This is a genomic window from Acinetobacter sp. YH12135 (assembly GCF_013418565.1).
GTDB classification, from domain to species: domain Bacteria; phylum Pseudomonadota; class Gammaproteobacteria; order Pseudomonadales; family Moraxellaceae; genus Acinetobacter; species Acinetobacter towneri.
The window spans coordinates 80,210-99,722 of record NZ_VPBU01000006.1; the positions used below are offsets into that span (position 1 = coordinate 80,210).

Sequence of the window (19,513 nt, forward strand, 5' to 3'; positions counted from 1 at the left end):
AGAAAATTACTCAGATACGATAGTAACGAGAACTTCAGCAACAACATCATGGTGCAATTGGATTGCGATGTTGAATTCACCAGTGTGACGAAGCGCACCGTTTGGTAAACGAACTTCTGCACGGTCAACTTCAAGACCAGCATTCGTTAACGCGTCAGCGATGTCACGAGTACCGATAGAACCGAAAAGTTTACCTTCATCACCAGCTTTAGCAGTGATTACGATGTTAACTTCGTTCAATTGGTCAGCACGTGCTTGAGCAGCAGCTAAAATTTCAGCTTCTTGCTTCTCAAGTTCAGCACGACGAGCTTCAAATGCAGCAGTGTTTGCTTCAGTTGCAGCAACTGCTTTACCTTGAGGGATCAAGTAGTTACGGCCGTAACCAGCTTTAACTGAAACTTTATCGCCTAATTTACCAAGGTTCTTAATGCGTTGTAATAAGATAATATCCACAGCTCAACCTCACTTATGATTGTCAGTGTAAGGGATCAACGCTAAGTAGCGAGCTTGTTTAATAGCAAGCGCTAATTGACGTTGGTAACGAGCTTTAGTACCTGTAATACGGCTAGGAACAATCTTGCCATTTTCAGTGATGTACTGTTTTAGTGTATCGATATCTTTGTAGTCGATGTACGTAACGTTCTCAGCTGTAAAGCGGCAGAACTTGCGACGACGGTAAAAACGTGCCATTGATGTTCTCCTTAAGCTTCAGCAGAGTCTTGGTTAGCGTGTTGTGCTTCTTCACGTTGAGCTTTACGCGCACGTTTTTCTTCAGCACTCTTAGCCAATAATGACTCTTCAGTGATAGCGTTTTCACGACGGATGATCAAGCTACGAAGGATCGCGTCGTTATAACGGAACAATTCTTCTAACTCGTCAAGCGTAGTTTGACCACATTCAACGTTCATAAGAATGTAGTGCGCTTTGTGAATTTTGTTAATTGGGTAAGCCAATTGACGACGGCCCCAATCTTCTAAACGGTGAATTTGACCTTCAGCTTCTTTGATGTGAGTTAGGTAACGTTCTACCATACCCACAACTTGATCGCTTTGGTCTGGGTGTACCAAAAGTACGATTTCGTAGTGACGCATTGTCAGCTCCTTACGGTTTATGCAGCCCCTGACTAAATTGAGCCAGAAGCAAGGAGTCACAACCGAAGTTGTGTCGCAAAATTGCGAAGCGTGAATTTTAGAGCTTTTACCAAGTAAATTCAAGGCTTGGTCTAAGAAAAGATCGGCTTGGGTAAAAAGGGAATGTAATATTTTGCATCTATGATTGGAATTTAAATTTTATGCTTTGTATTTGTATGTCACTAACTTTTAGAGTGTTTAATGCAAAAATTATTAAGGACGAATAATTCAAAGACAGATAAATTGTTATTATTTAAATATTGAAGTGTGGAGAGGGTAGGCACTCCATTAAAAGATAGAGCTAAACTCTATCTTTTAAAAAAGTATGATTTGCGTGCTTGGTGCGGTTGCTGTAAAGCTAAAACATAAACTCACAACAGTAATTAAAATAACCGAAAATAGGAAAAAGCGTTTTGCCCATAATTGATCATTTTCTGCTTTGAAGCCAATGACGCCAATATAGAACCAATAAATACAAAGTGCATTCAAAATAACCAGATATAGCCAGTTTGCATAACCAAATACAAACAGTCCATTCATGGCAACGGTAAATAACACCACATAAATTAGTGATTCAATTTTCGTTCGTAAAATTGAACGAGCAACTGGCAAAATTGGAATCCCCGCATTTTTGTAATCATCAAAACGGTAAATTGCAATCGCCCAAGAGTGGGGCATTTGCCAAAGTGCATAACCTAAAAAGATAAGTAGTGCAGCTAAGTCAAATTGATTTGCAACAGCGGTATAACCAATGACAGGTGGGCTTGCGCCTGAAATACTGCCAATAATGGTTTGATGAATTGTTGTGCGCTTTGTCCATAGGCTATAAAAGCCCACATATACGACAAAACCAATCAGCGCAAAAAGAAAAGCGTATGCATTAACTCCAAACCATAAAATACTAAAACCGATTAAGCCCAATACAACCGAATAAATCAGCGCAATTGGAACAGAAACAGTTTTTTTCACTAATGCACGGTTTTGTGTGCGTTGCATTTTTTGGTCGATGTCTTGGTCAATAATATTGTTGACCACACATCCTGAGGCGACAACAAGTGTTGTACCAAGCAGAGTAAGCAGTAGGAGAAGGAAATCTACAGAACCTTGGGCAGCTACAAAGTAGCCACCCAAAGTGGTAATGAAATTACCAAAGAGAATTCCTGGCTTTGTCAGGAATAAATACTTTTTCAGCATGACAACCAGTTTAGATCATCATGTTGTAGTGTAGGTAGTTCATGATCCATACAGAACCAACCAAAAGGATGGCAATGGTCAGAATGGTATACACGAATGCAATCACGTTCCAACGTTGCTCTGAAGAAGAATTCATATGCAAGAAATAAATTAATTGAATAAGAATCTGAGCAACTGCTGTAATCGAAATAACAGTGATCAAAATACCACGGCCAAAACCACCTGCCATTACCATACCAAAAGGAATAATGGTAAGAATAACAGATAGGATAAAGCCAATCGTATATTGCTTAGTGTTACCGTGTGATGCACCAGCAGAGTTGTGATCGTGACTCATTAGAGAACTCCCATCAAGTAAACTACGCTGAATACACAGATCCAAACGATGTCAAGGAAGTGCCAGAACAAGCTTAGGCAAGCTAAACGACGCATGTTAGGAAGAGTCAAACCATATTTCTTGATTTGAATCATTAACACGATCATCCAAACTAAACCTGAAGTTACGTGAATACCGTGCGTACCAACCAAAGTAAAGAACGCAGATAAGAACGCACTTACACTTGGACCATGACCAGCATGAACTAAATGGTTGAACTCATAAAGTTCCATACCAATAAAGATCGCACCGAAAATCCAGGTAATACCTAACCAAGTTAAAACCTTAGCAACATCTTTCTTGTAAGCAGCTAAAACGGCAAAACCGAAAGTTACAGAAGAAATCAACAGGGCAAAAGTTTCTGTTAAAACGAAGCCTAATGACTCGCCAAACAAATCTTTAGCTGTTGGAGTGCCTACTGGAACGTGGCTACTTAATACAGCGAACGCGATGAAAAGTGTACCAAAAATTACAAGGTCACTCATCAAGTAGGTCCAGAAACCAAAGACGGTGATGTCGGTATCATCGTGGTGATGATGCTCATCGTGTCCGTGGTTGTCGTGATGAAGTACTTCAGCCATGTCTTAGTCCTTCTTCAAGTGTTTTTCAAGGATCGCATAGCGTTCGTTTTCAATACGCTCAACTTCAGCAGCAGGAACATAGTAGTCCACTTTCTTCGTGAAAGAACTCACGATGAAGCTGATGATTGCAGCGATAAAGGTAACGAATACTAACCACCAAATATGCCAGATTAACGCGAAGCCCATTACTGTAATAAACATTGCAATAATGAAACCAGCTGCACGGTTGGTTGGCATGTGGATGTCTTCATACTTCGTTGGACGCGCGTATGCAACACCATTTTCTTTGTCAGTCCAGAAAGTATCAATACCATTGATCTTTGGAAGGTGAGCAAAGTTATAGAACGGTGCTGGAGAAGAAGTCGCCCATTCAAGCGTACGACCATCCCATGGATCGCCTGTAAGGTCTAAACGTTGGTTGCGTTGTAAGAAACCAACCACGATCTGCATAACGAAGCAGAATAAACCGATAGCAATTAACACAGAACCGAAGAACGCGATTGACAAGTACGGATCCCATTCTGGGTTGTCATAAGTATTCAAACGACGTGTCATACCCATGAAACCAAGGATATACAACGGCATGAATGCAAAGTAGAAACCGAAGAACCAGAACCAGAATGCTGCTTTACCCCAAGTCTCATTCAGTCTCCAACCAAACATTTTTGGCCAGTAGAAAATGATACCTGCGAACATCGCGAATACAACACCACCAATAATTACGTTATGGAAGTGAGCAATCAAGAATAAAGAGTTGTGTACAAGGAAGTCCGCTGGTGGAACTGCCATTAATACACCTGTTAAACCACCGATACCGAAAGTCACAAGGAAGCCAAGTGTCCATAGCATTGGGGTAGTGTAGGTAATACGACCCTTGTACATAGTGAATAACCAAGAGAAGATTTTCACACCAGTAGGAATCGCAATAATCATGGTCATGATACCGAAGAACGCGTTAACGTTGGCACCTGCACCCATGGTAAAGAAGTGGTGAACCCATACAACAAGTGATAACACACCAATTGCAACGGTTGCGTACACCATTGATTTGTAACCGAACAAAGTTTTGCGCGCAAAAGTCGCAGTTACTTCAGAGTAAATACCAAATGCTGGTAATACTAAGATATATACTTCTGGGTGACCCCATGTCCAAATCAAGTTTACATACAACATTGGGCTACCACCCATGTCGTTGGTAAAGAAGTGGAAACCGAAGTAACGGTCAAGCGTTAACATCGCAATTGTCGCAGTTAAAACTGGGAAAGTTGCAATGATAAGTACCGCAGTAACTAATGATGTCCAAGTGAAAATAGGCATGTCCATAAGTTTCATGCCAGGCGCACGCATTTTGATGATGGTAACGAAGAAGTTAACACCCGTTAATAGCGTACCTAGACCAGAAACCTGTAGTGCCCAAATATAGTAGTCAACACCAACACCTGGAGAGTATTCGATACCTGAAAGTGGAGGATAAGCCATCCAACCAGTTGCAGCGAATTCACCTAATGCAAGTGAAACCATTACTAGACCCGCAGCACCAGCAAATAACCAGAAGCTTAAAGAGTTCAATAATGGGAAGGCTACGTCACGAGCACCAATCTGTAATGGTACAGAGATGTTCATTAAGCCAACAACAAGACCCATTGCCACGAAGAAGATCATGATCACACCGTGAGCGGTGAAAATCTGGTCATAGTGTTCTGGGTGTAAATAACCTTCACCACCACCTTTTGCAAGGAACTGCTGAAGACGCATCATGATCGCATCTGCAAAGCCACGAAGAAGCATGACTACAGATACAAAGATATACATGATACCAATTTTTTTATGGTCTACAGATGTGAACCATTCGTTCCACAAGTAGCCCCATTTTTTGAAGTAGGTAATACCAGCAACAACTGCAAGGCCACCTAAGATCATCGCTGCAACAGTAACCAATACGATTGGATCGTAAGGAATTGCATCTGGACCTAACTTACCTAATAAGCTCATGTCTTATTCCCCTTGAGAAGCAGTCGCATGTTCAACTGCTACATGAGTTTCAGAAGCAGGCGCTTCACCAGCCACTACAGGAGCTGAATGGTCAGCACCATGGTAGTTACTCATATAGTTATTGATCACTGATTCAAACAAGCCTTGCTCAACAGAAGAGTAATAAGTCACAGGATGTGGCTGAGTCTTATATGGACCTTCTTTTAAAGCCGTTGCAGCAAGTTCTTTCTCTAATTCAGTTTTGGCATTACGAACCATTGCATCAATTTGTTTCTGCGAACGGTTACCGTCACGTAAAGAAGCAAATTCAGCTTGATCTAAAACTGTTTTTTGAACAGCTTGAGGATTAATCGTCGTACCTTGACCTGCTTTAACAGCTGTTACCCATTGCTCAAAATCAGCTTGAGTTACAGAGTGAGCTTTAAAGCGCATTTGCGAGAAACCATAACCTGAATAGTTAGATGAGAAACCACGGAATTCGCCCGTGTTATCTGCTAAAACGTTCAAGTGAGTTTGCATACCCGCCATTGCATAAATCTGACCAGATAATGCAGGGATAAAGAACGAGTTCATTGTGAAGTTAGATGTTAAACGAAGGCTTACAGGCGTTTGCTCTGGGAAGCGTAATTCGTTAACAGTACCAATGTTCTGTTCTGGGTAGATGAAGATCCATTTAAATTGTTCAGCAATAACTTGAACAGTTAAAGGAGCTTTGTCGGATTCTAGCGGACGGTAAGGGTCGTACTTGTGGGAACCCCACCAAGTTAACCAAGCTAAAATACAAATAATAATAACAGGTATACCCCAAACTACAATTTCAATTGCAGTAGAGTGTGACCATGTTGGTTGATAGTCTGCGTCTTTATTCGATGCGCGATATTTCCAACCGAACCACAATGCCATAATTGCAGATGGAATAACCACCAATAGCATTAGGTAAATCGCAGTCATCATCAGGTTACTTTGACCTGCTGCAACTGGACCTTTTGAGTTCAGAAGTACTAAATCACCGCCACACCCAGTTAAGAGTGCAGCCATCGTAGATAAAGACAATACAGCTAAAATCGTTTGTCTCATTTTACAACCTCGGTGAAGAGTCCCATTCCCTAATTTAATATGGGATAGCGATTAAAGTGTCGCATGATTAAAAAGACATCAAAAAAGATGAAAAAGTCTTCTTAATCATCGGACACCGCTACGTTGTAGGGCATTATGCCTGATATCGACAAACTAAGCTACACATAAAGCGGCTTTAAGTGGAGGGAATAAAAACCAATTTTTATACTCGGAATTATTTGTGTTAATTTTAATTTATTTATATTTATCAATATTATAAGAAAAAAGGGATGATCAATCATCCCTGAATAAATAAAATCAAATTATTGCTTTACGACTTTGGTTTTGGCGAGTTTATCGTGCAAAGCCTGTCGTTTTGCACCAAATGCAAAGCCATAATCTAAAATTGTGATGAAGGGCATAAACATCATATTCAAAATAATGAAAATGATAGAGCGAATAGTAAACACACGCATTAGGCTGACTTTTTCATCGGTTTCAGCATCGACAATCTTAATTTTAGTCAGACGTTTGCCAATACTTTGTCCAGTTTTAGCCAGCAGGAAGGCTTGTATGCCCAGCATAATCAATAAATAAATTGCCACCGCTTGCCAAGCTTGCATTGGAATGAGCTGAAAGAGTTCAGTTTGCAATTGCATGGCTTGATCAGACGTTGTCGCTGCCTGCATTTTTTGTTGTAAACCAGACAATTGTTCAAACTGGTCCGCATTTAAGAAAAAAGAGGGAAGTGCTGCTGCAGGCAACCATAACAACATGTCTATAATTTTGGCTAAAGCACGTTGGTTAATGCTCGCCAATTCATTTTTTGTTGCCTGTGTTCTTGAATTTGATGATGCTGAGCTTGGTCGTGATGTGTTTGTAGCCGTGTAATCTGTATTTTGAAAAGGTGAATGTTCAGGGGCAGGTGGTATGCTGACGTAGCCTTGTGGTTCATATACAAGTTTACCTTGGGTGAGTTCACCTAAAGCTTTCCATTCGCTCATGCCTTGGTGCCAAGCCAAATCTGTCAGCAACACTTGTTGGCTGGCGAGCATTTGGTTGAGCTGCTCTAAGGTGTATGGCCCAGCTTGTTGATTATTTCGTGCCAAGTAAATTTGCATAAATATAAAATCTCAAAAAATGAATTTGAAAAAAAACCCACGCAGGTGCATGGGTTTTCTTTTAACACGTTTTACTACGCTTGTTGAGCTTTTTCTTCAGAAAGGAAGAACCAAGTGTCTAAAACTGAGTCTGGGTTTAAAGATACAGATTCAATACCTTGTTCCATTAACCAACGTGCAAGGTCAGGGTGATCTGAAGGGCCTTGACCACAGATACCGACATATTTACCTGCTTTACGGCATGCGTGAATTGCCATAGAAAGTAATGCTTTCACTGCAGGGTCACGTTCATCGAACAGGTGAGAAACAATGCCTGAGTCACGGTCTAAACCAAGTGTTAACTGAGTTAAGTCATTTGAGCCGATAGAGAAACCATCGAAGTGCTCAAGGAATTGTTCAGCCAACAATGCGTTGGTTGGTAATTCACACATCATGATCACTTTCAGACCATTTTCACCACGTTTTAAACCATTCAGCGCAAGCAATTCGATCACACGTTTTGCTTCAGCAACGGTACGTACAAATGGAATCATAATTTGTACGTTGGTTAAGCCCATTTCGTCACGTACTTTTTTCAAGGCACGACATTCAAGCTCGAAGCAGTCACGGAAATTGTCAGACACATAACGACTTGCACCACGGAAGCCCAACATTGGGTTTTCTTCTTCTGGCTCATATAACTTACCACCAATTAAGTTTGCGTATTCGTTTGATTTGAAGTCAGACATACGCACAATCACTGGTTTGTCAGCGAATGCAGCAGCAAGGGTAGAAATACCTTCAACCAATTTTTCTACATAGAATTCGATTGGCGATGAATAGCCCGCAGTACGCGCCATAACTGCTGCACGTGTTTCACGTGGTAAGCTGTCAATATTAAGCAATGCTTTAGGATGCACACCAATCATACGGTTGATGATGAATTCTAAACGTGCAAGACCAATCCCTTCGTTTGGAATTTGAGCAAAGTCAAATGCGCGGTCTGGGTTACCAACGTTCATCATGATTTTGAACGGAAGTTTAGGCATAGATTCGATTGAGTTCTTTTGAACTTCAAAATCTAAAGCACCTTCATAAATGAAACCTGTGTCGCCTTCGGCGCAAGAAACTGTAACTTCCTGACCATCAGTCAAAACTTCAGTTGCATTACCACAACCTACAATTGCAGGTACGCCTAATTCACGGGCAATAATTGCAGCGTGACAAGTACGACCACCGCGGTTAGTGACAATTGCAGCAGCACGTTTCATCACTGGTTCCCAGTCTGGATCAGTCATGTCTGAAACAAGAACGTCACCTTCCTGAACTTTGTCCATTTCTTTAATAGACGTTACAACGCGGACTCTACCAGAACCGATACGCTGACCAATTGAACGACCTTCACAAATGACCGTACCTTTTTGTTTCAATAGGTAGCGTTCCATAGTACCGACGTTTTCACGGCTTTTTACAGTTTCAGGACGTGCTTGAACGATGTAGATTTGACCGTCATCACCATCTTTTGCCCATTCAATATCCATAGGCGCTTGATAATGTTCTTCAATAATTAACGCTTGTTTCGCTAATTCTTGTAGTTCGTGATCATTTAAAGAGAACTGTTGGCGATCTTGTTTTTCAACATCGACCACAACTACAGATTTACCAGCCGCGCCTTCTTCACCATAAATCATTTTTTGGTGTTTAGAGCCAAGGTTACGACGTAAAACTGAGTGTTTGCCTGCTTTTAATAAAGGCTTAGAAATATAGAATTCATCTGGGTTAACTGCACCCTGAACCACCATTTCACCCAAACCATAAGAAGCAGTAATGAATACAGCATCACGGAAACCAGATTCTGTATCTAGGGTAAACATTACACCAGCAGCGCCAGTTTCTGAACGTACCATACGTTGTACGCCTGCAGACAAAGCAACGACATCGTGGTCAAAGTTTTGGTGTACACGGTAAGAAATCGCGCGGTCGTTGTACAAAGATGCAAAAACTTCTTTAATGGCAATTAATACGTTGTCAATGCCACGGATGTTTAGGAATGTTTCTTGCTGACCTGCGAAAGATGCGTCTGGTAGATCTTCTGCAGTTGCAGATGAACGAACGGCAACCGCGATGTTTGGGTTGCCGTTAGAGAGTGCTTCAAAAGCAACTCGGATTTCTTGTTCTAGTGATGCAGTAAGCGGAGTGTCGACAATCCATTGACGAATTTTTGCACCAGTTTCAGCAAGCGCATTCACGTCATCTACATTGAGTGTTTTTAGCTCTGCTTGAATTTTAGCGTTTAGGCCACTTTGCTCGAGAAATTCACGATAAGCAGCAGCTGTTGTTGCAAAGCCACCTGGTACCGATACACCAGCATTAGATAAGTGGCTGATCATTTCGCCCAAAGATGAGTTTTTCCCACCCACGAGCTCAACATCGTGTTTCCCTAATTTTTCCAGACCAATTACGCGCGCTTCCAAAGTTGTTACTCCACTTTTGCAGTATTAATCACTATCTTGTCATGAAATTATAATAAATCTACTTAGCAATTTGGTTTTACTAAGCGACAGTCATGTAAGATCGGTTTACTATAAAGATTATATAGCACTAAGACAAATGTTTAAGGAGAATTTTAATGTCAGATGGTAAACAAATTAAGCGGAGTGTTTTTTTTATTTCCGATGGAACTGCAATTACGGCTGAAACCCTTGGACATTCACTCTTAGCGCAATTTCCAAATGTGGACTTTGATATTCATATTCATCCTTATATTACGTCTGAAGAAGCGGCTATGAATGTGGTGGCAGAGATTAATGCCCGAGCACAAACTGATGGTCAATTACCTTTGGTGTTTGATACCTTGGTTGACCAATATGTGCGTGACATTATCAACACTGCCAAAGCAATTAATTTAGATGTATTTGAAGGCTTAATTAGTAAGCTTTCTGAAGAGTTAGGGACACCACCAACCACTTTGGTCGGGCAGACGCATGCCGTAACAGATTCTGAATCTTACAAGGCACGTATTGATGCGGTGCATTTTGCCTTAGATAACGATGATGGCGCACGTACACGCCATTACGACAAGGCCGATCTGATTCTGATTGGGGTGTCGCGTTCGGGTAAAACGCCAACTTCCATCTACCTTTCTTTACAGTTCGGGATTCGTGTGGCGAACTATCCATTGACTGAAGAAGACCTCGATGACAACCGTTTGCCAGCCGTATTAAAGCCGCATAAACATAAGTTATTTGGCTTGATGATTGATGCTGAACGCCTTGTGGCAATTCGTACTGAACGTAAAGCCAATAGCCGTTATGCAAGTTTTAATCAATGCCAAATGGAATTGCGTGCGATTGAAGGTATTTATATTTCAGAAGGGATTAAATATTTAAATGTTTCAGAAATGTCGATTGAAGAAATTTCAACACGTGTTTTACAAATGACAGGTTTAAAACGTCGTATTGGTTAATGAAACTATATGTATTAAAAGAGCCAAAATTTTATTTTGGCTCTTTTTTATTGGATTTAAATAGAATAAAAATCAAGCTACTATTTATTTAAATGATAATGCTTTTAGTGTGACTTAAAATGTAGTGATAATGGTATCAATTAGATGTTCTTGTCCATCAATACTATGCACGCTATGTGCACAGACTTTGACAATTGGCCAAGTAATCAAATGGCAATTTTCGCGTTGTAAAGCTGAATAATAATGATCAGATTTAAAATAGCGTTGATGTGTATCTGCAATGTTTGGTGTGAGTTGACGTTTAAGCCACGTGTCTTTGACTTGAGCATCTAAAAAGCGTAAAGCCAAAATATTTTTGACGCGGTTATTAAACAAACGTCGATTTTTAAACACCAAAGGATGGCTAATTAGGCGATGGATGCCACGTTCTGTACTTGGCAGGACAAAATGCGGTGCAATTTGAAAGACTTGAACAGATGTTGCTTGCTGACAAATTCTATCGAGTTGTGCCACGCTGTCCTGATTTGCACCAATAACTGCAACGCGTAAACCTGTGAAGTCATGCTGTTTGATTTCAGTTGCAGGAATGCATTCGCCTTGGAATTCTTGAAAATCTGCCAAGCAGTTTTGAAAAGCGTGTCTATGTACGTCGTGTTTAGGACTGACCATGCTGAATCTCTTGATATATTCATTTTATAAATTAGAACATTTACTCTATTTTGTTGGGGCAGTACTGTTTGGTAAAGTCTTTTGTGCAGGCGAGCCAGTCATTCCTAAAGATTGAAAATTAATTCAACTGAGATTACTGAGATTTAAGCGAAAGAGAACAAGAAAACGGATTTAAGTTATTTATTTTAAATGTTTTTAATTGATGAAACCTTGTAGCTCAATAGAACTACAAGGTCGGAGCTAATTAAGTATCTAACTTCATTTGCATGAGCAAATCAAAGTTATGTAAGCGTTTTTCTGTGTCATAGATGTCACAGGTAAAAATAAACTCATCGACATCATACTTCGCCAATAAGTTTTCCAATCCTGCTTTGACAGTCGCCTTTGAGCCAATTTGCGCCATGGCATAAAAACTATCAACTGACATTTTTTCTGCAGGTGACCATAAGCCATCCATACTTTCGACTGGAGCTTTGAGTTTTAGGCTTTGTCCACGCATTAAACCTAAAACACGCTGATAGGCACTAGTCGCCAAAAATTCTGCTTCTTGGTCGGTATCTGCAACCACTGTTGGCACACCCATAGACACATAAGGCCGCTCTAAATATTCTGAAGGCTCAAAATTGTCACGATATAACTGAATGGCTTGAGCAAGCATACGCGGGGCGAAGTGTGAGGCAAATGAGTAGGGTAGTCCTAATTTTGCAGCAAGTTGTGCGCTAAATAAACTTGAACCAAGCAACCATACAGGAACGTGTGTCCCTTGTCCTGGCGTAGCAACAATACGTTGTTGTGGTTCAGCATCTTTAAAGTAATGCAAAATTTCTAAAACATCTTGCGGAAATTGATCTTCAGTTTCCTGTCGCCCACGACGCAGCGCACGCATGGTCACTTGATCTGTGCCTGGTGCGCGACCTAAACCGAGTTCAATACGGTTAGGATATAAAGTCGCTAAAGTTCCAAACTGTTCAGCGACCACTAACGGTGCGTGGTTGGGGAGCATAATACCGCCAGAACCGAGTTTAATTTTTTGCGTATTTGCTAATAAATAACCCAAAAGAACTGCGGTTGCTGAGCTGGCAATGCCATCCATATTATGATGTTCCGCCAACCACAAACGGTCATAGCCGAGTTGTTCTGCGTGTCGTGCTAATTCAAGTGCATGATGCAGTGAAAACTGTACTGATTGATCATCACGTACAGGTGCGAGTTCAAGAATGGCAAATTTTGTGTCTTGCAGGGAACGCATCATTTATTCCAGCTTGATTAAAGAGAGTTTTATCATACGATGCTGCACTGATTTTGTATATCGAAAATTTTCGATATATGGGCGAGTCATGAGATATTGCCATTTAACAACGCGCGACATTCATCCAAAAAGCACGCTTTATAAAAAAACATTTATCCAAGCAAGTAGTCAGCAAACAAAAAGCACCCGAAGGTGCTGATTGTTAGAAGTATCGTGAGAAATTAACGACGTTTACCATTTTTATAGTGACCTAAATGTAAGCCATTGTCTTTGCGGTAACGGTCATTATAACGGTAGTCATTGTAGCGATAGCCACGGCTATCATAGCGGCGGTCATAACGATCATCACGACGGTCTTCACTAACTTTTTGACCTAATACTGCACCACCTGCAGAGCCGAGTCCTGCACCGACATAGCCACCATTGTTGCCTGCCATATTGCGACCAACGCTATATCCACCTGCACCGCCCAAGGCAGCACCAATCATGGCACCGTTACGGTCACGTTTATTGGCAGAAGCTGCAGCACCGCCCGCACCACCAATGGCTGAACCAATCATCGCGCCTGTTTGTCCACCCATTTGTTGACCAATTGCTGCTCCGACAGCACCACCCAAGGCAGAACTTACGGCAACACGTGTATCGTTTGCATGCGCAGTACTCATAAGCAAGGCAGAACTTGCGATAACGCTACCCAATAAAATACGATTAAGTTTCATGCGGATGCTCCAAATATTGATTAATATGTTTTGTAATGAAGATATAGAAACAGATGGCAAAGATCGTGAAGGGCAATGAGGTAAATCTGCAAAGTTTGGTAAAGACTTTGTAATTGCACTGCTAAATTTCTTCATATTGATTATGGTCGTTTTTTTGAACTGATATATGAAGAAAAATTAATCCTATAAAAAAGCATCAAACCTGTGTTGATGCTTTTTTGCTGCTCTATGCCTATCGTTCAAGATTAACGATGGTTGCGTTTTTTCTTCCATTTACGTTCTTGATAGCGGTCATATTCTTTATCTTTCGAGATTTTATTGCCGAGTGCTGCACCACCTGCTGCACCTAAAGCTGAACCAATATAACCACCATTGGTACCGCCCATATTTTTACCTACGGTATAACCCGCACCACCACCCAAAGCACCACCAATTGCAGATTCAGTACGATGACGCTTATCACTCGCCACGGCTGCACCACCAGCACCGCCTAAGGCAGCGCCTAGTGTTGCACCCGTAGTACCACCCATATTTTTACCAATAGCTGTACCTGCAACACTGCCTAAAGCACTGGCTGCGGCAACGCGCGTGGTATTGTCTGCATAAACGTTGGCACTGAGCATTGAAGCTGTGGCTAAAGCTGCTGTCATTAACATTGCATTAAGTTTCATGTTGAACTCCATGTCCATTTATAGGACTTATTTATGATCAATTTTGATGGGCTCAATTTAACAAAGCGCCGCTTTTAAAATGTGGAGAGTGCAGACGAGATTGGTGTTCTTTGGTGTGGGCTTTGTATGAGTTTGATTAAAATTGCTAAAAAAATGTCCAAATGCGGATGCTAATTGCGGTACTTGGTGAGTTGTACATTCACCGCAATGCACAGCATCATCAAGCAGAAATACTGCTAGAACATCTGCAGATAGGCATTTCAAACATCGTACAGACTTAATAATGATGTTATTTGGGTGGTAGAATCGGTAAACTATGCGCAATTTTTTATTTCGCTGTGCTGCGTGTTGCATGTAACAGCCTTTGCATTGAGATTTTTTAAACAATGAAAGAATCGTTACGTTTACGATTAGATCAGCTTTCTGACCGCCATGAAGAATTGACTGCTTTGTTGGCAGATGTTGAAGTGATTTCAGATAACAAGCGTTTTCGTCAATTATCACGTGAACACAGTGATTTAGACGAAATTACGGCAGTGTGGTCACAATACACACAAGCCGAAGCCGATATTGAAACAGCCGAAGCAATGTTGTCTGATCCTGACTTTAAGGAAATGGCGCAAGAAGAAATTAAAGACAATAAAGCGCTGATTCAGCAACTTGAAGCTGACTTAAATATTTTAATGATTCCAAAAGACCCGAATGATGCCAACTCGGCTTATTTGGAGATTCGCGCAGGGACAGGTGGCGATGAAGCCGCGATTTTCTCGGGTGACTTATTCCGCATGTATAGCAAATATGCCGAAAGTCAGGGCTGGAGAATCGAAATTTTATCTGAAAATGAAGGTGAACACGGCGGATATAAAGAAGTCATTTGCTTGGTGAATGGCGAAGGCGTGTATGGCCGTTTGAAGTTTGAAAGTGGTGCGCATCGTGTGCAACGTGTTCCTGCGACTGAATCGCAAGGTCGTGTGCATACATCAGCGTGTACTGTGGCAATTTTACCTGAAGTAGATGTAGACACCACGGTAGATATTAACCCTGCCGATTTGCGTATCGATACCTATCGTGCTTCGGGTGCGGGTGGTCAGCACGTTAACAAAACCGACTCTGCAGTGCGTATAACCCACATTCCGACGGGTACTGTGGTGGAATGTCAGGAAGAGCGTTCACAGCATAAAAACAAAGCGAAAGCGATGGCGTTGTTGGCATCACGTTTGGAAAATGCCAAACGTGCTGCAGCAGATGCAGCAACTTCAGAAATGCGTCGTGATTTGGTGGGTTCGGGTGACCGTTCTGAGCGTATTCGTACCTATAACTATCCGCAAGGACGTATGACAGATCATCGTATTAACCTGACTTTATATAAGTTGGATGCGGTGATGGAAGGTGATTTAACCGAACTACTAGATAGTCTGCATCGTGAATATCAGGCAGATCAGTTGGCGATGCTTGCTCAGCAAAACGGTGGTTAATGAATATTGCACAAGCCTTGGCGCTACGTGGTGAAGTCGATAGCTATGAGCGTCAAGAAAATATTTGGTTGTTAGAGCATTTTTTAGGACTCAGTGCGCTTGAATTAAAATATCGTGCAGATCAGGAATTGAGTGCCGCGCAAGAGCAGATGTATGTGCAGGCTTTGGCACGTATAGCAGCAGGCGAGCCTTTGGCGTATATCACAGGTTCACAGCCATTTTGGACACTGGATTTAAAAGTCACGCACGATACTTTGGTGCCACGTCCTGATACCGAGGTTTTGGTCGAAACTGTGTTGGCTTTGTCATTACAACGTGATGCTGTAATTGTCGATTTAGGCACAGGTACAGGGGCGATTGCTTTGGCTTTAGCATCTGAACGTCCAGATTGGCAGGTAACCGCAACCGATATTTACCTGCCAACGCTTGCAGTTGCTCAAGAAAATGCAAGCAAGCATGCTTTAAATCAGGTGCAATTTGCCCGTGGTGCATGGTTTGAGGCATTGGGTTCAGCAGCCGAGCCACGTTTTGATTTAATTGTATCTAATCCGCCGTATATAGATGCTAATGATGCACACATGTCTGCTTTGGCAGCAGAGCCTGAACGTGCATTGGTGGCAGCAGATCAGGGTTTGGCAGATATTCTGCAGATTATTTCGCAGGGTAAGCACTGGCTGAAAGCAAATGGATGGATTGCACTAGAGCATGGCTATGACCAAGCTTTAGCAGTGCAAGCGATTTTTGCAGAACACGGTTTTTCTGACATTCGTACAGTCAAAGATTATGCAGGCAATGATCGGGTGACTTTAGCACAATGGCTTGCTGGCTGATGTGTTATATCAGTTAAAAATCTTGTGAGATCTATTTATCAGCTTGCAAACATAGACGAATGATTAGCAAAGTTTAAGTGCAAGACCAATTTATGAGCCTCAACTCAACTGATGTCAGCTTAGGTTGCCTTTCACTGCCAAAATTGCAGGTGGCAGTTCTTCGCCAAGTGAACTCAGCATTTCCCGTTCAATTAATCGCACCATGGAGTTGAGCGGTAAATCATTGTCTTGCAGGCCAAAAGGTTCTTCAAGTTGTTCGCTGAGAGCATCTAAACCTAAGAATAAATAGGCAATTAAACCCACCAAAATTGGTGTCCAGATTCCTAAACTTGCTTCTAAACTAAAAGGCAGAATAAAGCAGAAGCAATACACAGTGCGGTGCAACAAGACTGAATAAGAAAAAGGCAAGGGTGTGCTGAGAATTCGATCGCAACCTGCTTGCACATTACCCAATTCAACAATATGTTGATTCAAGCCTTGATAAATAATATCGGAAATTTCACCTGTTTTCAGTGCGCTGACTAACTCTTTTTGAATGCTTTCTAAAATAAACTGTGCGGCATTAATATGCGGAAATAATGCTTCATAATCTGCAGATGTGAGGTTGACTTTGTTTTGATAAAAATCGATAGGTTGGTTTTGATTGCGTAAACGGTTACGCAATAAATTACTAAACAACATGACCCGATACATCAAGACCCGACGCTGTTGATCTGGCAGTACGTATGAGTCACGTGAAATATGCCGTGATGTTGCAATTAACGTCCCCCACAATTTTCGACCTTCCCACCAACGTTCATAACTGGCGTTATTTCTAAAACTGAGGAAAATAGACAAAATAATACCGAAAATGGTAAAGCCAATGGCTGGTACGCTCGGCACTTGAAAAAAGTGGTGAGAAGACAAATACACTAAGACCGTAGAAAGGAAGACCACAATTGCAAGTGCAGGTAAGACCGTGGGTAAAATTGTCCCATACCATGCAAACAGTAGGGTAAAACTGTTGTTTTTATTGCGAATAATCATCTTGATGCATCCTTGAAGCTGTCCTTAGTGTTTCATAGACAAACAACGCTTGGCAAGATGATAGCTAGCTTTTGATTCAAAAAGCAGCAAGCGGCTTAAAGTCAATTTTTCTTATTTATTATTGCAACAGCCAATAAAAAAGTGATGCCATGAAGACATCACTTTTTAAATACTTTCAGCAACTGAATGCTCAAAGTTTTAGCTTACATCGGGTAATCTTGCAAACAGTCTGGAATTTCAACTTGTGCCAAACTGTCTGTTTCTAAAGCTAAACATAGTGCAACAATTTTAGCGGTATCGCACAGGTGTTCATCTTTGAGTGCTAAACCTGCTTGTAAAGATTGTAAATCTTCTTGGCAAATATCTAGGGCTTGCGCTGCTTCAAGTGCATCTTCACGTTTGAAAAACGCAGACATGACATTGCGTAACTGTTCTTCTGAGGTATTTAGAATACTTTGATTGAGTAATTCATCTAATTGGTCAGAAGCTTGGTTGAGGGAGTGAGAGAAATTTTGAACTAGATTGTGTTCAAGTACATCCATCATCTTAAGCATGGGGAAACCTCCAAAGATGCTCGTACATTTAATATTACAGGGGGAGTATGACAGCCGAATTGCATAAAATTTATGCTTTAAATTGATTGAAAAGTAAACTAAATTTAATACTTTGACAATGCAGTGCCGATGAACGTCCAGTTCACTGCTCAACCTTGAAATCACAGCGATGAGTTTTCTTTTATAATTAAGTTGTTTGTAAAATACACAAAATAGTGGCTGAGTAGTAGGTGATAAGTCACGCAATTATGAGCTTTCAATTATGAGCTTTCGGTATATTGTCGATATGCACCAGGATTGACCCCAGTCCATTTTTTAAAGGCACGATGAAAAGCGCTAGGATCATGGAAATTTAATTGATCGCTAATTTCCTGAAGTGATTGTTGGGTTTTGCTCAACAATTCAATTGCCGTATCTCGACGGATTTCATTTTTTAATTGCTGATAGCTGGTGCCTTCCTGCTTTAAACGCCGTTGGAACGTCGCTTCAGACATATTGAAATGTTGGGTTAATTCGTTCAGTTCTAACCACTCACTCGGCGGCAATCGCATTAATTGTTTACGGATTTTATGACTCAGCGCATGTGGGTTTTTATAACGCACCAAAAGGTTAAAAGGTGTTTGTTTTAAAAAGCGTTTCCAACTTTTTTTATCCTGCTTGATTTTTAAATCAAGATGTTTTGCCTCAAAATAAATCTTATGCGCTGTACACGCATATTCAATTTCATCACAGAAACGGACACGATAATCAGCATCATCCTGCGGGGCAGCACATTTGAGTTGCATGTTTAAAATAGCGATACGTTGTCCTGTCAGCCAGCACATCAAGCCATGAATCAGCATTAAATAAGTGGCATAACTAAACATCGGTTTCACTTGATCTTTATCGTGAATGGTTAAGATTGCATATTCACCATCTACGTTTAATTCACCTGAAAAATCATCCAGTATTAAATTAAAGAAATTTAAAATGTCCTGTAATGCGGCCTTTAAATGCTCTGCTTGGTACACCCATTTAGACAAGAGTTGATAACTGCCACGACGCATAGCATGGCTGTCCATGCCAAAAAATTCATCGTTCATGGCATCTGCCAGTGCAATCCACAATTGACCATATTGCAGAATTGACACCCTCGCTTTGTTGGAATGTAACAGCTCTGCAGGAATACCCGCCGTCTGCAAAATCGCATGCGTATCCATACCGCGTTGCTGTGCAGTATGCAAAGCTTCATGGACTAAAGCAATTGAAATTGTACCTTTGCTGTAAGTGAGCTGAGTTGCATTCATGGGATGGCGTGGTATTCCATTTACAAGTTGAGTGTTCAAATACATCATAGTCGATGCAGGGTTTGGAAATTGTACTCTAGCTTGAGTGTGATTAATCTGTTTCTTAAGTTGTATCAACCTGAAAATTTATAAGGAAAAT

At 41.1% G+C, this 19,513-nt stretch carries 20 protein-coding genes; 3 read left to right on the plus strand and 17 right to left on the minus strand.

Annotated features, from left to right (window positions below):
- Positions 1-6: 6 nt before the first annotated feature.
- The 10 genes from rplI to ppsA form a co-directional block, all read right to left on the minus strand.
- On the minus strand, positions 7-453 hold the full coding sequence (gene rplI / locus FTU70_RS05265; protein WP_004973150.1) for a 50S ribosomal protein L9: 447 nt from the start codon (positions 451-453) through the stop codon (positions 7-9).
- A gap of 9 nt (positions 454-462) precedes the next feature.
- A complete protein-coding gene (rpsR, locus tag FTU70_RS05270; RefSeq protein WP_004719336.1) occupies positions 463-690 on the minus strand; it encodes a 30S ribosomal protein S18 in 228 nt (75 codons plus the stop codon).
- Positions 691-701: 11 nt separating this feature from the next.
- Positions 702-1,091 (minus strand): 30S ribosomal protein S6, encoded by a 390-nt coding sequence (rpsF, locus tag FTU70_RS05275; protein ID WP_004973153.1) that lies wholly within the window; start codon positions 1,089-1,091, stop codon positions 702-704.
- 354 nt (positions 1,092-1,445) lie between these two features.
- On the minus strand, positions 1,446-2,324 hold the full coding sequence (gene cyoE / locus FTU70_RS05280; RefSeq protein ID WP_180060219.1) for a heme o synthase: 879 nt from the start codon (positions 2,322-2,324) through the stop codon (positions 1,446-1,448).
- 10 nt (positions 2,325-2,334) lie between these two features.
- A complete protein-coding gene (locus FTU70_RS05285) occupies positions 2,335-2,661 on the minus strand; it encodes a cytochrome o ubiquinol oxidase subunit IV (protein WP_004973158.1) in 327 nt (108 codons plus the stop codon).
- The gene (gene cyoC / locus FTU70_RS05290) at positions 2,661-3,281 is read right to left on the minus strand and encodes a cytochrome o ubiquinol oxidase subunit III (RefSeq protein WP_180060221.1); all 621 of its coding nucleotides are present in this window, start codon (positions 3,279-3,281) and stop codon (positions 2,661-2,663) included. Before cyoC ends, FTU70_RS05285 begins: the two co-directional genes overlap by 1 nt.
- A 3-nt stretch (positions 3,282-3,284) precedes the next feature.
- A complete protein-coding gene (gene cyoB / locus FTU70_RS05295) occupies positions 3,285-5,273 on the minus strand; it encodes a cytochrome o ubiquinol oxidase subunit I (RefSeq protein WP_180060223.1) in 1,989 nt (662 codons plus the stop codon).
- A gap of 3 nt (positions 5,274-5,276) precedes the next feature.
- Positions 5,277-6,350 carry a ubiquinol oxidase subunit II gene (gene cyoA, locus FTU70_RS05300; protein ID WP_180060225.1) on the minus strand — a complete coding sequence of 358 codons (1,074 nt, stop codon included), beginning with the start codon at positions 6,348-6,350 and terminating at the stop codon, positions 5,277-5,279.
- Between the two features lie 302 nt (positions 6,351-6,652).
- Complete coding sequence (locus FTU70_RS05305; protein WP_180005686.1) at positions 6,653-7,450, minus strand: RDD family protein; 798 nt, start codon at positions 7,448-7,450, stop codon at positions 6,653-6,655.
- 74 nt (positions 7,451-7,524) lie between these two features.
- Entirely contained in the window at positions 7,525-9,903 is a 2,379-nt protein-coding gene (ppsA, locus tag FTU70_RS05310) for a phosphoenolpyruvate synthase (protein WP_004973175.1), read from the minus strand.
- A gap of 155 nt (positions 9,904-10,058) precedes the next feature.
- Between ppsA and FTU70_RS05315 the strand changes: the two genes are divergently transcribed.
- Entirely contained in the window at positions 10,059-10,895 is an 837-nt protein-coding gene (locus FTU70_RS05315) for a pyruvate, water dikinase regulatory protein (protein WP_096900902.1), read from the plus strand.
- Between the two features lie 114 nt (positions 10,896-11,009).
- Here FTU70_RS05315 and FTU70_RS05320 read toward each other — a convergent pair whose 3' ends face one another.
- The 4 genes from FTU70_RS05320 to FTU70_RS05335 all read right to left on the minus strand — a co-directional run bounded on the left by FTU70_RS05320 (position 11,010) and on the right by FTU70_RS05335 (position 14,203).
- Positions 11,010-11,564 (minus strand): flavoprotein, encoded by a 555-nt coding sequence (locus FTU70_RS05320; protein ID WP_180043853.1) that lies wholly within the window; start codon positions 11,562-11,564, stop codon positions 11,010-11,012.
- A gap of 244 nt (positions 11,565-11,808) precedes the next feature.
- Entirely contained in the window at positions 11,809-12,813 is a 1,005-nt protein-coding gene (locus FTU70_RS05325) for an LLM class flavin-dependent oxidoreductase (protein WP_004973182.1), read from the minus strand.
- A 221-nt stretch (positions 12,814-13,034) separates the two neighbouring features.
- Entirely contained in the window at positions 13,035-13,532 is a 498-nt protein-coding gene (locus FTU70_RS05330; protein WP_004973185.1) for a hypothetical protein, read from the minus strand.
- A 245-nt stretch (positions 13,533-13,777) separates the two neighbouring features.
- Positions 13,778-14,203, minus strand: coding sequence for a glycine zipper 2TM domain-containing protein (locus tag FTU70_RS05335; protein WP_180060227.1), 426 nt, complete (start codon positions 14,201-14,203; stop codon positions 13,778-13,780).
- Between the two features lie 386 nt (positions 14,204-14,589).
- Between FTU70_RS05335 and prfA the strand changes: the two genes are divergently transcribed.
- Both prfA and prmC read left to right on the plus strand, forming a co-directional pair.
- Positions 14,590-15,678: a peptide chain release factor 1 gene (gene prfA / locus FTU70_RS05340; RefSeq protein ID WP_004973192.1), complete on the plus strand. Its 1,089-nt coding sequence runs from the start codon at positions 14,590-14,592 to the stop codon at positions 15,676-15,678.
- Complete coding sequence (prmC, locus tag FTU70_RS05345; RefSeq protein ID WP_167846066.1) at positions 15,678-16,508, plus strand: peptide chain release factor N(5)-glutamine methyltransferase; 831 nt, start codon at positions 15,678-15,680, stop codon at positions 16,506-16,508. Before prfA ends, prmC begins: the two co-directional genes overlap by 1 nt.
- A 114-nt stretch (positions 16,509-16,622) precedes the next feature.
- Here the strand turns inward: prmC and FTU70_RS05350 are convergent, their stop codons facing one another.
- The 3 genes from FTU70_RS05350 to FTU70_RS05360 all read right to left on the minus strand — a co-directional run bounded on the left by FTU70_RS05350 (position 16,623) and on the right by FTU70_RS05360 (position 19,374).
- The gene (locus FTU70_RS05350; protein ID WP_004973196.1) at positions 16,623-17,534 is read right to left on the minus strand and encodes a bestrophin family protein; all 912 of its coding nucleotides are present in this window, start codon (positions 17,532-17,534) and stop codon (positions 16,623-16,625) included.
- 203 nt (positions 17,535-17,737) lie between these two features.
- Positions 17,738-18,088, minus strand: coding sequence for a hypothetical protein (locus FTU70_RS05355; protein ID WP_104852119.1), 351 nt, complete (start codon positions 18,086-18,088; stop codon positions 17,738-17,740).
- Between the two features lie 260 nt (positions 18,089-18,348).
- Positions 18,349-19,374, minus strand: coding sequence for an AraC family transcriptional regulator (locus tag FTU70_RS05360; protein ID WP_178865887.1), 1,026 nt, complete (start codon positions 19,372-19,374; stop codon positions 18,349-18,351).
- Between the last annotated feature and the right edge of the window lie 139 nt (positions 19,375-19,513).

Coding starts and splice junctions, on each gene's coding strand:
- FTU70_RS05360 (WP_178865887.1), bottom strand. CDS start 19,374: ATGAATGCAACTCAGCTCACTTACAGCAAAGGTACAATTTCAATTGCT.
- prfA (WP_004973192.1), top strand. CDS start 14,590: ATGAAAGAATCGTTACGTTTACGATTAGATCAGCTTTCTGACCGCCAT.
- FTU70_RS05330 (WP_004973185.1), bottom strand. CDS start 13,532: ATGAAACTTAATCGTATTTTATTGGGTAGCGTTATCGCAAGTTCTGCC.
- rpsR (WP_004719336.1), bottom strand. CDS start 690: ATGGCACGTTTTTACCGTCGTCGCAAGTTCTGCCGCTTTACAGCTGAG.
- cyoE (WP_180060219.1), bottom strand. CDS start 2,324: ATGCTGAAAAAGTATTTATTCCTGACAAAGCCAGGAATTCTCTTTGGT.
- FTU70_RS05320 (WP_180043853.1), bottom strand. CDS start 11,564: ATGGTCAGTCCTAAACACGACGTACATAGACACGCTTTTCAAAACTGC.
- rpsF (WP_004973153.1), bottom strand. CDS start 1,091: ATGCGTCACTACGAAATCGTACTTTTGGTACACCCAGACCAAAGCGAT.
- FTU70_RS05325 (WP_004973182.1), bottom strand. CDS start 12,813: ATGCGTTCCCTGCAAGACACAAAATTTGCCATTCTTGAACTCGCACCT.
- cyoA (WP_180060225.1), bottom strand. CDS start 6,350: ATGAGACAAACGATTTTAGCTGTATTGTCTTTATCTACGATGGCTGCA.
- FTU70_RS05305 (WP_180005686.1), bottom strand. CDS start 7,450: ATGCAAATTTACTTGGCACGAAATAATCAACAAGCTGGGCCATACACC.
- cyoB (WP_180060223.1), bottom strand. CDS start 5,273: ATGAGCTTATTAGGTAAGTTAGGTCCAGATGCAATTCCTTACGATCCA.
- FTU70_RS05350 (WP_004973196.1), bottom strand. CDS start 17,534: ATGATTATTCGCAATAAAAACAACAGTTTTACCCTACTGTTTGCATGG.
- FTU70_RS05335 (WP_180060227.1), bottom strand. CDS start 14,203: ATGAAACTTAATGCAATGTTAATGACAGCAGCTTTAGCCACAGCTTCA.
- cyoC (WP_180060221.1), bottom strand. CDS start 3,281: ATGGCTGAAGTACTTCATCACGACAACCACGGACACGATGAGCATCAT.
- FTU70_RS05315 (WP_096900902.1), top strand. CDS start 10,059: ATGTCAGATGGTAAACAAATTAAGCGGAGTGTTTTTTTTATTTCCGAT.
- prmC (WP_167846066.1), top strand. CDS start 15,678: ATGAATATTGCACAAGCCTTGGCGCTACGTGGTGAAGTCGATAGCTAT.
- FTU70_RS05285 (WP_004973158.1), bottom strand. CDS start 2,661: ATGAGTCACGATCACAACTCTGCTGGTGCATCACACGGTAACACTAAG.
- FTU70_RS05355 (WP_104852119.1), bottom strand. CDS start 18,088: ATGCTTAAGATGATGGATGTACTTGAACACAATCTAGTTCAAAATTTC.